The following is a 15228-nucleotide window of genomic DNA, read 5'->3' as shown; positions in this document are numbered from 1 at the left end:
AACTATGATCATTCAACCACTACGGAAATTTAGAGAAAGACTTGGGAAATTCTATCTACCAGTTTTGATGTTCCTTTTCTTTCTTTTTTCGATTGGTATCATGTACACCAGCGTCAAACAAAACAATGTCGATTATAGCGAAGGTCAAGTGGCGGAAGAAAATATCCGTGCCAATAAAACGATCGAAAATACCGCTGCGACGGAACAAAAACGTAAACTGGCTGCCGAAGCTGTACCACCAGAGTACACGTATCAGGATACACTGGCGCAAACGCAGCATGATCGTATCGATCATTTATTTGACTTAGTTGCTTCAGTCAAAAAATCAGTGGATGAAGCTCATGAAAAAAAAGTGGCTGAAGCCGATGAGGATGAAAATATCCCTAAACCAAGTACAGATGAATATATCGCAGCCTTAAAACAAGAATTTGAAAAAATGAGTGATGATGAACTAGATTTTTATCAGTCATTTACCAATAATTTTTTGACGACGATGTTCTCATTAAGTGATGATGAATTAAATACAGTGCGTACCTATGCGCTACAATTAATAGATGAACAAATGGCGAAACAGATCCGCCAAACGGAATTAAGTACGTTCCGTTCTGAGGCGGAAGATAAGATCCAGTTCTTAGATGTTAGCTCAGATATGGCTTCTGTCTTACGTTTCTTAGTCAATCAAGGAATCGTCGTGAACGATATCCCAAATGAAAAACGGACAGAAGAAGCACGGCAAACCGCCATGGATGCTGTTCCTCCAGTGATGATTTATCAAGGAGAGATCATTGTCCGTGAGGGCTCGCAGATCGATGCCAATGCCCTAGAGAAGCTGCAGCTTTTAGGAATGACTAATCAGACATTTTCTGTTTTTCCATTGATCGCTTTAGTGTTAGCAACAGTCTTACAGATGCTGATGGTGTTTTATTACACGAAACAGACGAAAGACGTGGAAAAACGGATGAATGCAGTCACGTTTTATATTTTGGCAATGGCATTCAGTATTTTGATCATGAAGTTTTTCCAACTTTTCCAATCTGAATTAGTGACCTTTATCCCGCTGTTTTTCCCAGCTGCGTTTACACCGTTGATCCTGAGTATTTTCTCCAGCCGTCGTTTGGGGATTTTGTCTGCGATTTTCCAAGTAATCAGTGCACTCTTTATTTACTTTGATTCTAGCGGAACCAACTTGTTGACGACCGTCTTAGTCACCTATTTGTTCTCTGGCTTGATGGGAACGATGATCAAGCGCGCCCGCATCGCTAGTCAAGGGAAAACGGCAGTAGCGTGGGTGATCGTCTTTCCGCTCTTACTGAGTTTTGTGCTGGTGATTTTCCAAGGAATGGATTTTGCTCGCGGGAACACTTGGACCACGATCATTTGTGGTTTAGCAGGCTCTCTCTTAAGCTATTTGCTAACGATGGGACTACATCCTTACATCGAATTGTTGGTGACGGATGAGAGTATGATCGTGTTAAATGAATTGAGTAACCCGAATCATCCATTGTTAAAACAGTTGCTGGAAGAAGCGCCAGGAACGTATCATCACAGTATGATGGTTGCCAATCTTAGTGCCAATGCCGTTGCCGAAATCGGCGGGCAAAGCTTACTGACTCGTGTGGCTTGTTATTACCATGATATCGGCAAGGTCAAACATGCCAATTTCTTCGTAGAAAATTTACCTGCTGGTGCCGAAAACCCGCATAATTTCTTGTTGCCTGAAGACAGCAAACAAATCATCTTCGGTCACGTGATCGATGGGGCGGAAATTCTCGAAGAAGCCAAAATGCCCCGCATGGTGATCGACATTTGTCGTCAACACCATGGCACGACCTTGATGCGTTATTTCTATGTGAAAGCCAAAGAGCGTAATCCCGAGGTGACGGAAGAAGATTTCCGTTATCCTGGTCCAAAACCGCAAACACGAGAAGCTGGCGTTGTGAGTATCGCGGATAGTTGTGAAGCAGCTGTTCGAGCGATGGAAAATCCAACAAATCAAAAGATTCAAGAATTTGTTGCAAATCTTATCAATGATCGGATCTTAGACGGTCAACTGGATGAAACAGGCCTGACTTTGAAAGAAATCCGAATGATTGAAAAATCACTGGTCAACGGACTTTGCAGTACCTTCCATTCACGGATCAAATATCCAAAAATGAAGTCGGAAGCAGAGAAAATGAAAGAAGAACAAGAAAGAAGAGAGCGCTAATGGAGATTACCTTTTTAGATGAGACAAATTCAGTGGGGGAAACCAAGATCAAAGAGATCGAAGGACTGTTGCAATTTGCTGCAGGACATTTAGAACTTCCAGAGGATACAGAAATGTCCGTCACATTTATGGACAATGCGGCGATCCAAGAAATCAATCGGGAGTACCGCGGCAAAGATATGCCAACAGATGTCATTAGTTTTGCCTTTGAAGAAGAAACAGATGAAGAGCTGTCGATCATTTTTGACGAAGCCCTTGAAGAGCTGCCGCGTGATCTTGGAGATATTATGATCTCCATTGAACGAGCGAAAGAACAAGCTGCTGAATACGGGCACACCTATGATCGGGAGCTGGGTTTCTTGGCGTTACATGGTTTCTTGCATATCAATGGCTATGATCATATGACACCTGAAGATGAAAAGGAAATGTTTGGATTGCAAAAGGAAATACTGGATGCCTATGGACTCAAAAGATAAGAATATTGGGAAAAACAAACAATTTATTTCGTCGATCGAATTTGCTTTCACTGGTATAAAAACCGTCTTTAAAGAGGAACGCAATATGCGTAAACATGTTGCACTAGGAATCGTTGCGATCATTGCGGGCTTTATTTTCCGTTTGAGTCAAATGGAATGGCTCTGGTTGCTGCTAGCTGTTTTCTTAGTCTGGATCGTTGAGATCATCAACACCGTCTTTGAAAACGTCGTAGATATGTTTACAGATTTCCATTTCCATCCTATTGGAAAAAAAATCAAAGATATGGCAGCTGGTGCCGTGCTGATGACTGCAGTTTTTGCGTTAGTCGTCGCAGCGATCATCTTCTTGCCAAAATTGCTGCAGCTCTTCTGATGCGCACCAAAACACAAGATAAAGGGGAACAACAATGACAACACACAAATCAGGCTTCGTTGCGATCGTCGGGCGGCCAAATGTTGGGAAATCAACACTACTAAATCGAGTCGTAGGACAAAAAATCGCGATCATGAGTGACAAAGCGCAAACGACCCGTAACAAAATCCAAGGGGTCTACACGACGGATGACGCACAGCTGATCTTTATCGATACACCAGGGATCCACAAACCCAAACACCGTTTAGGCGATTTTATGGTTGAAACCGCCTATAGTGCACTGCGAGAAGTTGACGTGACGTTATTTATGATCAGTGCGGACCAAAAGCGTGGGAAGGGCGATGATTTTATTATCGAACGATTGCGCCAAAGTCAGACACCGGTTTTCCTCGTGATCAATAAAATTGATAAAGTCCATCCAGATGCCTTATTGGCAATTATTGAAGACTACTCCTCACAAATGGACTTTGCTGAGATCGTACCGATTTCCGCAACAGAAGGCAATAATTTCGAAACGTTAATGAAGCTACTGATCGATGAAATGCCAGAAGGGCCTCAGTACTTCCCAGAGGATCAAATCACGGATCATCCAGAATACTTTATCGTTTCTGAATTGGTGCGGGAAAAAGTCTTGCTACTGACCAGAGATGAAGTACCTCACTCAGTAGCGGTCGTGGTTGACTCCATAAAACGAGACCACAATGACAAGGTGCATATTCAAGCGACGATCATTGTCGAACGTGACAGTCAAAAAGGCATTATCATCGGCAAAGGCGGAAAAATGCTGAAACAGATCGGTACGAAAGCTCGTTTAGACATTGAACACTTGTTAGATGACAAAGTCTTCTTGGAATTATGGGTAAAAGTGCAAAAAGATTGGCGCGACAAGCAAACATTCTTAACGGACTATGGCTATCGCAAAGATGAGTATTGATGACTTGCAGATCAAACATAATCTGTTTTAATGAAGAAAAACTGATGCAGTTAGCGAACTGGATCAGTTTTTTTAAAGAAATGGGGTGCGACGATGAATCTTGTTGAAACAAAAGGAATCTTACTTTTTTCAAAAGACCATAAAGAAAAAGACAAGCTAGTCAAAATCTTTACGGAATCTGCTGGGAAGCAAATGTTTTATGTCAAGGGTGCCCATCGGAAAAACAACCCCTTGGCACCAGCGCTGCTCTCCTATACTGAAGCCACCTACATGGGAACCATCAAAACGGAAGGCTTGTCCTTTTTAAACAATGCCAAAGACATCCATCCTTTTCGTACGATCCAAAGTGATATTTTTATTGCTGGTTATGCAACCTACTTATTGAATTTGGCTGATTCTGCTATTGATGATCGAGTCTATGACCCACATCTATACCAATTTTTACATGAGGCCTTGCAATTAATGGATCAAGAAAACGACGCAGAGATCATCACCAATATCTTTGAGATCCAGATTTTGCACCGTTTCGGGATCACCCCGAATTGGACCCATTGTGCGATCTGCGGAAAAACCGACGGTCGGTTTGACTATTCCTCAAAATATAGTGGTATTTTATGTGAACAGCACTGGGGGATGGACGAACGTCGTTATCATGCTGATTCTCGGGCGATCCATTTTATTCGCTTATTTTCGCAAATATCCTACGAGCAGATTGCTTCAATCAAATTAAAGCCAGAAACGAAAGCCGCGATCCGACGAGTGATTGATTTATTATATGATGAATATGTGGGCATTCATTTAAAAAGTAAGAAGTTTATCGATCAGATGGGGCAATGGCAAGACGTCTTAAAACCGAAAAATCAATGATAGAGTTGGCGAAACTTCAATGGAGTTAAGCCGACTCTTTTTTTGAATAATGCAGTAAAGTGACTTGCATCTTGAAACCCCACTGCGAAGGCAGCTTGTTGAATGGGCAGATCTGGCTGTGCCACCAAAAGCTCTTTGGCTCGGGTCATGCGGTAGTTCAATAAATATTGTGCAGTAGATTGCCCCAAAAAACGTTGGAACAAACGTGAGAGATACTGTGGTGAAACATAGACGAGCCCTGCTAGTTCTTTGATCGTGATCGCCTGATCGTAATTCGTTTCGATTTCTTGTATAACGGGAACCAGATATTGTTGGAACAGCGGGTGTTTTTCTGTTGGATTCCCTGAGCGTTCTTGCATGATCGCCAATAAAAAGCGGTAACATTCGCTAGAAGCCCGTAGCGGGTCCCAACTGATTTGTTGGTCTTCTTTGATCCGTTGATTGATCCAGGTGACATAAGAAAAGGTTTCTGACTCTTCAGCTAATATATAGGGCTGATTCGTGTACTGCTTTAACACCTCAGCTGCCAAAGGGCCTTGGAATGTGGCGAAGGATGTTTTCCAGTTAGTCAATGGATAATAGCGATGGGGCGTAAAAGGAAAAATCAAAATGCCTTCATTCGGACGTAAGATAAACGATTCCTGACCAAATGTGATTCGGCCTTCCCCTTGCTCGGTTTGCAGCCAATGGAAGTAGGGATAGCCATCAGGACGAGCGACGTCATCTTGCGCCCAATCGTTGCCGATGCTTTCCAGAGATAAAGGCAGCTGCTGATTGGTTTGATAAAAGTAGATAGGCATAGTGTACCTCCGTGTTTCGAAAAGTTATAAAATAGTGTTTCATGTATTATACTACAACAGAATGAAAAGCCTTACAATAAGAGAGTAGAAATCATTTTATTTTAAAGGAGCGTTCACTTACATGACAAAATTTTTTGATAGAATTCTATTTGGCGGCGATTATAATCCAAATCAGTGGCCGAAAGAGATTTGGGAAGAAGACATTCGGATCTTTAAAAAAGCAAGTATCAATAGCGCGACCGTCAATGTTTTTTCATGGGCAAAGATCCAACCCTCTGAAAATTGTTATGATTTTGAGGAATTGGATCAAATCATCGAAAAATTAAGTACGGAAGGTTTCGACATCGTCTTAGCCACTTCCACAGCTGCTTTGCCAGCTTGGATGTTTAAGAAGTATCCAGAAGTCGCTCGCACCGATTATGATGGACGCCATCATAAGTTTGGGCAACGGCACAATGCCTGTCCCAACAGTTTGGTTTATCAAAAATACGCAGAACGCTTGGCAACGAAATTAGCCGAACGTTACGGCGAAAATCCACAAGTGACTTGTTGGCACATCAATAATGAATACGGCGGCGAATGTTATTGCGACAACTGTGAAAAAGCGTTTCGTGTCTGGTTAAAGGATAAATATCATACGATCGAAGCACTGAATAAAGCCTGGAATATGGAATTTTGGGGTCATACCGTGTATGAATGGGATGAAATCGTGTTGCCAAATGCGCTGTCAGAAGGAATCGGCTATGACAAGACGGCATTTGCAGGAATTTCTATTGACTACCGGCGGTTCAACTCGGATAGTCTTTTAAAAAACTACATGATGGAGCGGGACGCTATTCGGAAAATCGATCCCACAACACCGATTACAACGAATTTGATGGGAACCTTTAAAGGACTGGATTATTTCAAGTGGGCAAAGGAAATGGACCTTGTTTCGTGGGATAATTATCCATCGTACAATACGTCATGGAGCTTAGTAGCCATGACCCATGATTTGATGCGCGGGTTAAAACAGCAACCCTTTATGCTGATGGAACAAACACCTTCCCAACAAAACTGGCAGCCTTATAATTCATTAAAAAAACCAGGACAGATGCGGGCGCAAAGCTATCAAACGATTGCTCATGGGGCAGATACGATCCAATACTTCCAATTGCGACGTTCCATTGGTGCTTGTGAGAAATTCCATGGTGCGGTCATCGAACATGTCGGTCATGAAGACACGCGGGTATTCCGAGAAACAGCAGCTCTTGGGGCTGAATTAGCGCAGCTTTCAGACATCATTGGCACGCAAACCCAAGCACAGGTTGCTGTGATTTTCGATTGGGACAATTATTGGGCTTTAGAATATACGAGTGGTCCAACCGTTGACCTGAAATATGTGGAACAGATCCATCGCTACTATCGCTATTTTTACGAACAAAATATTGCGGTCGATTTGGTTCCCGTGGATGCTGACTTATCAAAATACAAGCTAGTCGCAGCTCCGGTTCTGTACATGATCAAAGAAGGGATGCAAGAGCGGCTAACTGATTTCGTTATGCAAGGCGGTGCTTTACTTACAACGTATATGAGCGGCATCGTTGATCAATCAGACAATGTTCACTTAGGCGGTTACCCTGGCCCCTTGCGGGAGTTAGCTGGCATCTGGGTGGAAGAAATCGATGCATTAGCGCCAGAACAATCAAACGGGGTTTCGTTAGTTAATGAAGAACTTTCAGGAACAAGTAATTTAGTCAGCGATTTGATCCATTTAGAAAACGCCGAAGCGCTAGCGCATTACACGAGCAATTTCTATGCAGGAATGCCGGCAGTGACCAAAAATACATTTGGCGATGGCACCGTCTATTACTTTGGTGGACAGTTGGAAGATCAGCTGCAAGATCAGCTTTTCAAAACGATCGTCGAAGAGTCCGATATTACCCCAGTGATCGAGGAGGCAACAAAACTAGAAATTGCCTGTCGTGAAAATGCAGAGGCGAAATTTTTCGTCATCATCAATTTCCACGAAGAAGCACAACCGCTGCCAGAAATGTTTGTTGGAAAAACGGATCTTCTGACGGGCGAGGTTCTTTCTTCAGAAATGATGCTGACGCAATACACCACCTATATCGTCAAAGAGGAGCGTAACTGATGCGAACTTTTGCTATTGAAGATGACTTTTATTTAGACAACAAGCCTTTGAAAGTGATCTCTGGAGCGATCCATTATTTTCGTGTCGTTCCTGAATATTGGCAAGATCGTTTAGAGAAACTACGCTTGATGGGCTGTAATACCGTTGAAACCTATGTTCCTTGGAATCTTCATGAAGCACAGGAAGGTGTCTATCAATTTGATGGGATCCTTGATTTGCGGCGATTTATCCAAACGGCACAAGAAGTAGGGCTTTATGTCATTTTGCGACCAGCACCTTATATTTGTGCGGAGTGGGAATTTGGGGGACTGCCTTATTGGCTATTGCAAGATCCTATGATGAAGCTTCGGTTTGATTATCCCCCATTTATGGAAAAAATCACTCGTTATTTCGCCCATTTGTTTCCACAAGTGCGGGATCTGCAGATCACCCAAGGCGGTCCGATTATAATGATGCAAGTAGAAAATGAATACGGCAGCTATGCCAATGATAAAGAGTATTTGCGGAAAATGGTGGCTGCGATGCGGCAGCATGGTGTAGAAACGCCGTTAGTGACCTCCGACGGACCTTGGCACGATATGCTAGAAAACGGCAGTATCAAAGACTTGGCATTGCCTACGATCAACTGCGGCTCCAACATCAAGGAAAACTTTGAAAAACTTCGAAGATTTCACGGAGAAAAACGGCCACTGATGGTCATGGAATTTTGGATCGGCTGGTTTGATGCCTGGGGTGACGACCAGCACCATACGACCTCAACACAAGATGCAGTAAAGGAATTGCAGGATTGTTTAGCATTAGGTTCTGTCAATATCTATATGTTTCATGGCGGGACTAACTTTGGCTTTATGAACGGGTCAAACTATTATGAACGCTTAGCGCCGGATGTCACTAGCTATGATTACGATGCCTTGTTGACAGAATGGGGAGAACCTACTGCCAAATACCAAGCCTTCAAAAAGGTGATCGCTGACTATGCGGAAATTCCTGAGTTTCCCTTGAGTATGGAAATTGAGCGAAAAGCTTATGGAACATTCTCAGTGAAAGAACGAGTCTCCTTGTTTTCGACGATCGACACGATCAGTCAACCGATCATAAGTAATTACCCGTTATCGATGGAAGCCTGCAATCAAGCGACAGGTTATATCTATTATCGCTCACTGATTGGGCCTGCTCGGAAGATTGCCGACTACCGTCTGATCAATACGATGGATCGTGCCCATACGTTTATCAACCAAGAACTTTTGCGCATCGATTACGATCAAGAAATCGGTCAAACCTACAGTTTCGATTTATCAGAATCAGAAAACGAGCTGGGGATCTTGGTGGAGAATATGGGGCGGGTCAATTATTCCGTAAAAATGAACCATCAGCACAAAGGCATCAAAGACGGTGTGATCATCAATGGCGCCTTCCAAAGCAACTGGGAAATCTATCCCTTACCGATGGATAATTTGCATGCCATTGATTTCCAAGGAAAATGGCAAAAAGGACAACCAAGTTTCTCACGCTTTGAATGTGCTTTTGATGAATGTGCAGATACTTTTATCGAATTGCCAGGCTGGGGTAAAGGGTTTGTCCAAGTCAATGGTCATACGATCGGCCGTTTTTGGGAAAAAGGACCGCAGCAGCGCTTGTACGTCCCAGCACCGTTTTTAAAAATCGGAATGAATGAGATCATCGTTTTTGAAAGTGATGGGAAAATCGCTGATGAGATCGTCTTTCATGATCAGGCGGATTTAGGTCCAGAAGCATAAAAGTTCAAATTAATCATTGACAAACCCTAGCTTCAACTACTATCATAAGGGTAATCGAATCCGTGCTATGATCGGAAGAAAGAAAGAAGACCATTCCATGAAGCGAACTTGGGAGAGTGAAAGCCAAGTTGGAACCTTATTTCGCAGGCGTCCGTGAGCATGATCAATGAAGCTGCCGACTTGTCGGAAGTAGGGTGGAACCGCGAATTTATCGTCCCTATATCTATACACTTTGTATAGATATAGGGACTTTTTTATGTTTCACACCAAGAATAGTCAAAAACAAAGGAGGGTTTTTATGTTATTTGATATGACGATTCCAGCAAGTGCGTTTACCGAAAAAAAGCTCAAAGTATTAGCAAGTATTCCACTGCAAGTTCGCCTTTTAAAGGATGAACAGCTTTTACATGAATTTACAACGAGTCCAGACCAAATGCTTTACGACTTATCGGATGTTTTAGAAGCAGATGTCGTGGTCGAAGTGAAATTGATCCCTGGATCAGTTGTCGAATTTTATCCTGTCGTCAATGCGTTATAAGAAAGGAAGAAAAAGATGAGTAAACTAACTGTGCAAGAGATGATTTTGACCCTGCAAAAATTCTGGTCCGAAAACGGCTGTATGCTGATGCAGGCCTATGATACAGAAAAAGGGGCTGGAACCATGAGCCCATACACATTTTTACGTGCAATCGGTCCAGAACCATGGAACGCCGCTTACGTAGAACCTTCTCGCCGTCCAGCTGATGGCCGCTACGGGGAAAACCCAAATCGTTTGTATCAGCACCACCAGTTCCAAGTCGTGATGAAGCCTTCTCCTGAAAATATCCAAGAGCTTTATTTAGAAAGCCTGCGTCTTTTAGGGATCGATCCATTAGAACATGATATTCGTTTTGTCGAAGATAACTGGGAAAATCCTTCGATGGGTTGTGCAGGTCTTGGTTGGGAAGTGTGGTTAGACGGGATGGAGATCACTCAGTTTACGTACTTCCAACAAGTCGGCGGCTTAGCATGTAAGCCAGTGACATCAGAGATCACTTACGGCTTAGAACGTCTGGCATCTTATATTCAAGAAGTTGAAAGTGTCTACGATCTTGAATGGTCTGCAGGTGTCAAATATGGTGAGATTTTCCGCCAACCTGAGTATGAACATTCAAAATATTCCTTTGAAGTCAGTGACCAAGACTTGCTTTTAGGGAACTTCGATCGTTTTGAAAAAGAAGCAAAACGCTGTATCGATGAACGCTTAGTTCATCCAGCTTACGACTATATCTTAAAATGCAGCCATACCTTCAATTTGTTGGATGCACGTGGTGCAGTCTCCGTCACTGAACGTGCTGGGTACCTCGCACGTATCCGTAACATGGCACGTCAAGTAGCAAAACTATTTGTAGCAGAACGGGAAAACCTCGGTTATCCATTGCTTGATCCAGAAGTGGCGCAAAAACTGATTGAGGAGGGAAAATAAGATGGCACAAAACCTATTATTAGAAATCGGCTTAGAGGAATTACCTGCGCATGTCGTAACCCCAAGTATGAAACAATTACAAGAAAAAACGGCAGCTTTCTTAGATGCTCATGCGTTGCCTTATACAACGATCGAAGCCTATTCCACACCTCGCCGCTTGGCTGTCTATGTCACCGGTATTCCTGAAAAACAAGCGGATACGCAAGAAGAGGTCAAAGGACCAGCGAAAAAAATCGCGTTAGATGATGCAGGCAATTGGTCGAAAGCAGCTCAAGGGTTTGTTCGTGGACAAGGATTGACAACCGATGACATCACCTTCCGTGAATTAAAAGGTGTTGAGTATGTCTATGTAACGAAACATACCCAAGGTCAACCAACCGTTGAGGTATTGAAAGGATTGCAGGAAGTAATCACGAGTTTGACGTTCCCAGTAACGATGCACTGGGCAGACTACGATTTTGAATATATCCGACCAATTCATTGGATCGTAGCACTCTTTGGTGAGCAAGTCATTCCTTTCCAAATCCTTGATATTGTTACCGGTCGCGAGTCAAAAGGTCATCGTTTCTTAGGTGAGGCGGTCACGTTTGATCATGCGGACGACTATTTGGAAAAAATGAAGCATCAATTTGTCATCGCTGATCCAAGCGAACGTCAACAAATGATCACCGCACAAATCAATGCGATCGCTCAAGAAAACAACTGGCGGATCGATTTAGATGAAGACTTACTAGAAGAAGTGACAAATCTAGTTGAATACCCAACAGCCTTTGTAGGGGACTTTGAAGAAAAATATCTTTCTGTCCCTGAAGAAGTATTAGTTACTTCTATGAAAGAACATCAACGTTACTTCGATGTCCGCACCCTTGACGGAGAATTGCTGCCGCACTTCATCTCTGCCCGCAACGGGGATGCTGTGAAGATCGATAATGTTATCAAAGGAAACCAAAAAGTCCTGACCGCTCGTCTAGAAGATGCTGAGTTTTTCTACAATGAAGACAAAAAGCTGACCATTGACCATTGCGTAGAAAAACTTAAGCAAGTCACCTTCCACGAAAAAATCGGCAGCTTATATGAAAAAATGCAACGTGTCGGACTAGCAGCGCAAATCATCGGGAAGACCGTTGGTTTAACACAAGAAGAACTGACCGACCTTCAACGGGCAGCTCAAATCTATAAATTTGATTTAGTGACCAATATGGTAGGGGAATTCCCTGAGTTGCAAGGGATCATGGGGGAAAAATATGCCCTGATCCAAGGAGAGAAACCAGCAGTTGCCCAAGCGATTCGTGAACACTACATGCCGATATCAGCAGAAGGCGAGCTGCCACAATCAAAAATCGGGGCTGTTTTAGCGATTGCGGATAAATTAGACAGCTTACTTGCTTTCTTCGCTGTTGATATGGTTCCAAGCGGTTCAAACGATCCTTATGCTTTACGCCGTCAAACCTACGGGATTATCCGCATCTTAGCTGAAAAGCGCTGGTACTTCCCATTTGCTCAGTTGCAAGAAGAAATTCGGGAAGCCATTAATGCTCAACCAGAAGTTTTTGGGATTCAACTTGCCGCTGGTCAAGAACAAGTGACCGATTTTGTGAAAGGTCGTCTGCGTCAATTCTTACTCAGCAAAAATACGCGTCATGATGTCATCGAAGCTGTCTTAGGCGCACGTCAAGCAGACATCAGTACGTTGTTTGAAACGGCTCAAATGTTAAGAGAACATCTGCAAGACACCGACTTCAAACCATCGATGGAAGCTTTGACACGGGTGATCAATTTAGCGAAAAAAGCCGAATTGGATCAAGCAGCAATTGATCCTGCCTTGTTTGAAAACGACTCTGAAACTGCCTTGTATGAAGCGGTCTTAACAATAGAGGACAAGTTCCCACATCAAACGATGGAAGAAAACTACCAAAGCTTAGTGGCACTGCGCCCATTGATCGAAGCTTATTTTGATCAAACAATGGTCATGGTGGAAGATGAACAGATTCGCCGCAACCGTTTTGCCTTGTTGGATAAAATCGCGAAGATGAGTCTGGCAGTGGCTAGTTTAGATGCTTTGATTACGAAATAAAAGAAGCTTGCAGTTGCACGTTTCTAAATAAAAAAAGCTAGAACTGAAAGAATCAGTTCTGGCTTTTTTTCTATGTTTCTCGATTTACTTGTGTTCAGTCCCAAGAAAACCGTCCTTTTCGTACAATGAAAGGACGGTTTTTGGTGTTAAATTTTATAGCCGATCCCCCAAACGGTTTTGATATAAGAGGACTTCTTGTGGGTATCGTGCATTTTTTCCCGAAGGTTTCGAACGTGGACCATGATGGTATTATTGGAAGACGTGTAATATTTTTCGCCCCAAACCTCTTGAAACATTTCCTCAGAGCTTACCACTTGGCCTTTTCGCTCCATCAATAATTTTAAAATGGAAAATTCGATCGGCGTCAGGGAAAGTTCTTCTTCTTGCAAGAAACATTTTCGCTTATTGACATCTAATTCCAACTCCCTCACGATCAATTTGTTTTGATCTGAGCCGTTGTATTGAGTCGAGCGGCGTATCTGAGCTTTCACCCGAGCGATCACTTCCAACGGACGAAAGGGCTTGGTGATGTAATCATCGGCACCAATTGTCAAACCAGTGATCTTATCGATCTCCTCAGATTTAGCTGTCAACATAATAATTGGGTAATGATGCTTTTTGCGGATGATTTTACACAGGTCAAAGCCTGTGATATCTGGCAGCATGACATCAAGAATCGCCAAAGAAAAGCTGTTTTGCTCGATCTGTACCTGAGCTTCATGCCCATCTGCACAAGTGATGACAGAAAAATTTTCGTTTCGTAAATAAAAGGCAATCAAATCTGAGATTTCTTTTTCATCTTCAACTAAAAGTATCTTTTCCACTCGTATTGACCTTCCTTTTCAGTTAACTGACTTTCTCGTTTTTTCACGTTGATTTATCGCTAAAGGCAATGTGACGATCATTTGAATCTCATTGTTCTTGCTAGCAGCTCGGATCGTTCCCTGATGCGCCAAAATAATTTCTTTGGCGATCGCTAATCCGAGACCTGCTCCACCTGTCTTGGTTGAACGAGCTTGATCCAGACGATAAAATTTTTCAAATAATGCCTCCAATTGTTCTTGTTCGATCGGCTCACTTTGATTCGCTAGGATAAAAGTTGCTGCTTGTTCGTCCACGGTTAGCTGCATTATGATCGTGGTTTGATCAGGCGCATAGGCAATGGCATTTTTTAACAGATTGTTTAACACTCGCGCCAACTGTTCACTATCGGCTTTTAATTTCAAGCTCTCTGGTCCAGAGTAGCAGATGGTTTGTTCTTTTTCTTTCAGCAGCGGATAGAATTCTTCTTGGATTTGCTTCAGTAAGAAGACGAAATCAAGTTCCCGTTGATACAATTGGATGTCTTGCAGATTAAAACGGGTGATGTCGAAAAATTCATTCATCAGCGTTTCCAAACGCTCAGACTTTTCTAAAGCAATCGTCAAGGATTGCGTCATTTGTTCATTGGTCAAGTTTTTCGTATCCAACAATAGATTGAGATAGCCGATCACTGAAGCTAAGGGAGTCTTCAAGTCATGCGCCAAATAGGTGATCAAGTCCTTGGTGCGCTGTGTTTCTTCTTTTAAAAGAGCCTCATTGCGGTTCATCGAATCTTTTATTTTTAATAATTCATGATCGATCGCTAGGCTGCCCGTCGAACTTGCTTCCGATTGAGAGAAAAAGAGCTGAATTCCTTCGGCGATCCTTGCAATTTTTTTCCTTGAAACATAACGATAGATAAAATAGCAAATCAAGGTAACGGCAAAAACGAGAAAGAAGGAGAATGCCAAGAACAATTGTTTAACAGGGCGCCAGTCGACAAAGGTACCAAGGATCATCCCGCCTTGGCCATCACTTGATTCCACAACTTCCTGTAAAACGAGGTTTGAAAAAAAATTATCCAGCACCATTTGAATGAGTCTCGTTTCCTTTAATAGCCATAAGGCTCCTACCAATAAGAAGAAGCCAACCAAAAAAAAGACAAATGAAGAATATTTACTACGCATGAAACAGTCCTTTCTAACTCGTTCTTGATTCTTTCTTGATTATAGCAAAGAGGAGTAGGAGCGAATAGCTAATTCTTCTTAAGAATTCTTCATATTAATAAAAAAAGAATGGATAAATTCTATTTTCTTAAGAAATCTTCAGCAGATATTAAGA

General features: G+C 42.6%; 13 protein-coding genes. 10 read left to right on the top strand and 3 right to left on the bottom strand.

The annotated features are described in order from the left end of the window. The first annotated feature begins 4 nt into the window (after positions 1-4). The 5 genes from Q1X33_RS00515 (at position 5) to recO (ending at position 4856) form a co-directional block, all read left to right on the top strand. On the top strand, positions 5-2206 hold the full coding sequence (locus Q1X33_RS00515; RefSeq protein WP_005225843.1) for an HD family phosphohydrolase: 2202 nt from the start codon (positions 5-7) through the stop codon (positions 2204-2206). Further along, positions 2206-2682 (top strand): rRNA maturation RNase YbeY, encoded by a 477-nt coding sequence (ybeY, locus tag Q1X33_RS00510; protein ID WP_005225844.1) that lies wholly within the window; start codon positions 2206-2208, stop codon positions 2680-2682. Before Q1X33_RS00515 ends, ybeY begins: the two co-directional genes overlap by 1 nt. Continuing rightward, a complete protein-coding gene (locus tag Q1X33_RS00505) occupies positions 2666-3055 on the top strand; it encodes a diacylglycerol kinase family protein (RefSeq protein WP_016610244.1) in 390 nt (129 codons plus the stop codon). Before ybeY ends, Q1X33_RS00505 begins: the two co-directional genes overlap by 17 nt. A 34-nt stretch (positions 3056-3089) precedes the next feature. After that, positions 3090-3989: a GTPase Era gene (gene era, locus Q1X33_RS00500; protein WP_301969449.1), complete on the top strand. Its 900-nt coding sequence runs from the start codon at positions 3090-3092 to the stop codon at positions 3987-3989. Positions 3990-4082: 93 nt separating this feature from the next. After that, a complete protein-coding gene (recO, locus tag Q1X33_RS00495) occupies positions 4083-4856 on the top strand; it encodes a DNA repair protein RecO (RefSeq protein ID WP_005225847.1) in 774 nt (257 codons plus the stop codon). Here recO and Q1X33_RS00490 read toward each other — a convergent pair. Next, on the bottom strand, positions 4850-5656 hold the full coding sequence (locus Q1X33_RS00490; RefSeq protein ID WP_005225848.1) for an AraC family transcriptional regulator: 807 nt from the start codon (positions 5654-5656) through the stop codon (positions 4850-4852). The genes recO and Q1X33_RS00490 overlap by 7 nt on opposite strands. Positions 5657-5777: 121 nt before the next feature. Between Q1X33_RS00490 and Q1X33_RS00485 the strand changes: the two genes are divergently transcribed. The 5 genes from Q1X33_RS00485 to glyS all read left to right on the top strand — a co-directional run bounded on the left by Q1X33_RS00485 (position 5778) and on the right by glyS (position 13086). Further along, complete coding sequence (locus tag Q1X33_RS00485) at positions 5778-7790, top strand: beta-galactosidase (protein ID WP_005225849.1); 2013 nt, start codon at positions 5778-5780, stop codon at positions 7788-7790. Beyond that, on the top strand, positions 7790-9547 hold the full coding sequence (locus Q1X33_RS00480) for a beta-galactosidase family protein (protein ID WP_005225850.1): 1758 nt from the start codon (positions 7790-7792) through the stop codon (positions 9545-9547). Before Q1X33_RS00485 ends, Q1X33_RS00480 begins: the two co-directional genes overlap by 1 nt. Before the next feature lie 298 nt (positions 9548-9845). Then, complete coding sequence (locus tag Q1X33_RS00475; protein ID WP_015509542.1) at positions 9846-10085, top strand: hypothetical protein; 240 nt, start codon at positions 9846-9848, stop codon at positions 10083-10085. 15 nt (positions 10086-10100) lie between these two features. Further along, positions 10101-11012 (top strand): glycine--tRNA ligase subunit alpha, encoded by a 912-nt coding sequence (glyQ, locus tag Q1X33_RS00470; protein ID WP_005225852.1) that lies wholly within the window; start codon positions 10101-10103, stop codon positions 11010-11012. 1 nt (position 11013) lies between these two features. Next, positions 11014-13086 (top strand): glycine--tRNA ligase subunit beta, encoded by a 2073-nt coding sequence (glyS, locus tag Q1X33_RS00465; protein WP_301969448.1) that lies wholly within the window; start codon positions 11014-11016, stop codon positions 13084-13086. A gap of 146 nt (positions 13087-13232) precedes the next feature. On the opposite strand, the gene Q1X33_RS00460 is transcribed toward glyS, so the two are convergent. Then, the gene (locus tag Q1X33_RS00460) at positions 13233-13910 is read right to left on the bottom strand and encodes a response regulator transcription factor (RefSeq protein ID WP_005225854.1); all 678 of its coding nucleotides are present in this window, start codon (positions 13908-13910) and stop codon (positions 13233-13235) included. A gap of 18 nt (positions 13911-13928) precedes the next feature. Continuing rightward, a complete protein-coding gene (locus Q1X33_RS00455) occupies positions 13929-15074 on the bottom strand; it encodes a cell wall metabolism sensor histidine kinase WalK (RefSeq protein ID WP_301969447.1) in 1146 nt (381 codons plus the stop codon). Positions 15075-15228 lie beyond the last annotated feature (154 nt).

The sequence above is a fragment of the Enterococcus sp. B2E4 genome, from assembly GCF_030499455.1.
In the GTDB taxonomy this organism is placed as follows: domain Bacteria; phylum Bacillota; class Bacilli; order Lactobacillales; family Enterococcaceae; genus Enterococcus_D; species Enterococcus_D casseliflavus.
The sequence above is the reverse complement of the archived record's forward strand: the minus strand, read 5'-3'. Positions and strand labels throughout refer to the sequence as shown.

Coding starts and splice junctions, on each gene's coding strand:
- Q1X33_RS00515 (WP_005225843.1), top strand. CDS start 5: ATGATCATTCAACCACTACGGAAATTTAGAGAAAGACTTGGGAAATTC.
- ybeY (WP_005225844.1), top strand. CDS start 2,206: ATGGAGATTACCTTTTTAGATGAGACAAATTCAGTGGGGGAAACCAAG.
- Q1X33_RS00505 (WP_016610244.1), top strand. CDS start 2,666: ATGGACTCAAAAGATAAGAATATTGGGAAAAACAAACAATTTATTTCG.
- era (WP_301969449.1), top strand. CDS start 3,090: ATGACAACACACAAATCAGGCTTCGTTGCGATCGTCGGGCGGCCAAAT.
- recO (WP_005225847.1), top strand. CDS start 4,083: ATGAATCTTGTTGAAACAAAAGGAATCTTACTTTTTTCAAAAGACCAT.
- Q1X33_RS00490 (WP_005225848.1), bottom strand. CDS start 5,656: ATGCCTATCTACTTTTATCAAACCAATCAGCAGCTGCCTTTATCTCTG.
- Q1X33_RS00485 (WP_005225849.1), top strand. CDS start 5,778: ATGACAAAATTTTTTGATAGAATTCTATTTGGCGGCGATTATAATCCA.
- Q1X33_RS00480 (WP_005225850.1), top strand. CDS start 7,790: ATGCGAACTTTTGCTATTGAAGATGACTTTTATTTAGACAACAAGCCT.
- Q1X33_RS00475 (WP_015509542.1), top strand. CDS start 9,846: ATGTTATTTGATATGACGATTCCAGCAAGTGCGTTTACCGAAAAAAAG.
- glyQ (WP_005225852.1), top strand. CDS start 10,101: ATGAGTAAACTAACTGTGCAAGAGATGATTTTGACCCTGCAAAAATTC.
- glyS (WP_301969448.1), top strand. CDS start 11,014: ATGGCACAAAACCTATTATTAGAAATCGGCTTAGAGGAATTACCTGCG.
- Q1X33_RS00455 (WP_301969447.1), bottom strand. CDS start 15,074: ATGCGTAGTAAATATTCTTCATTTGTCTTTTTTTTGGTTGGCTTCTTC.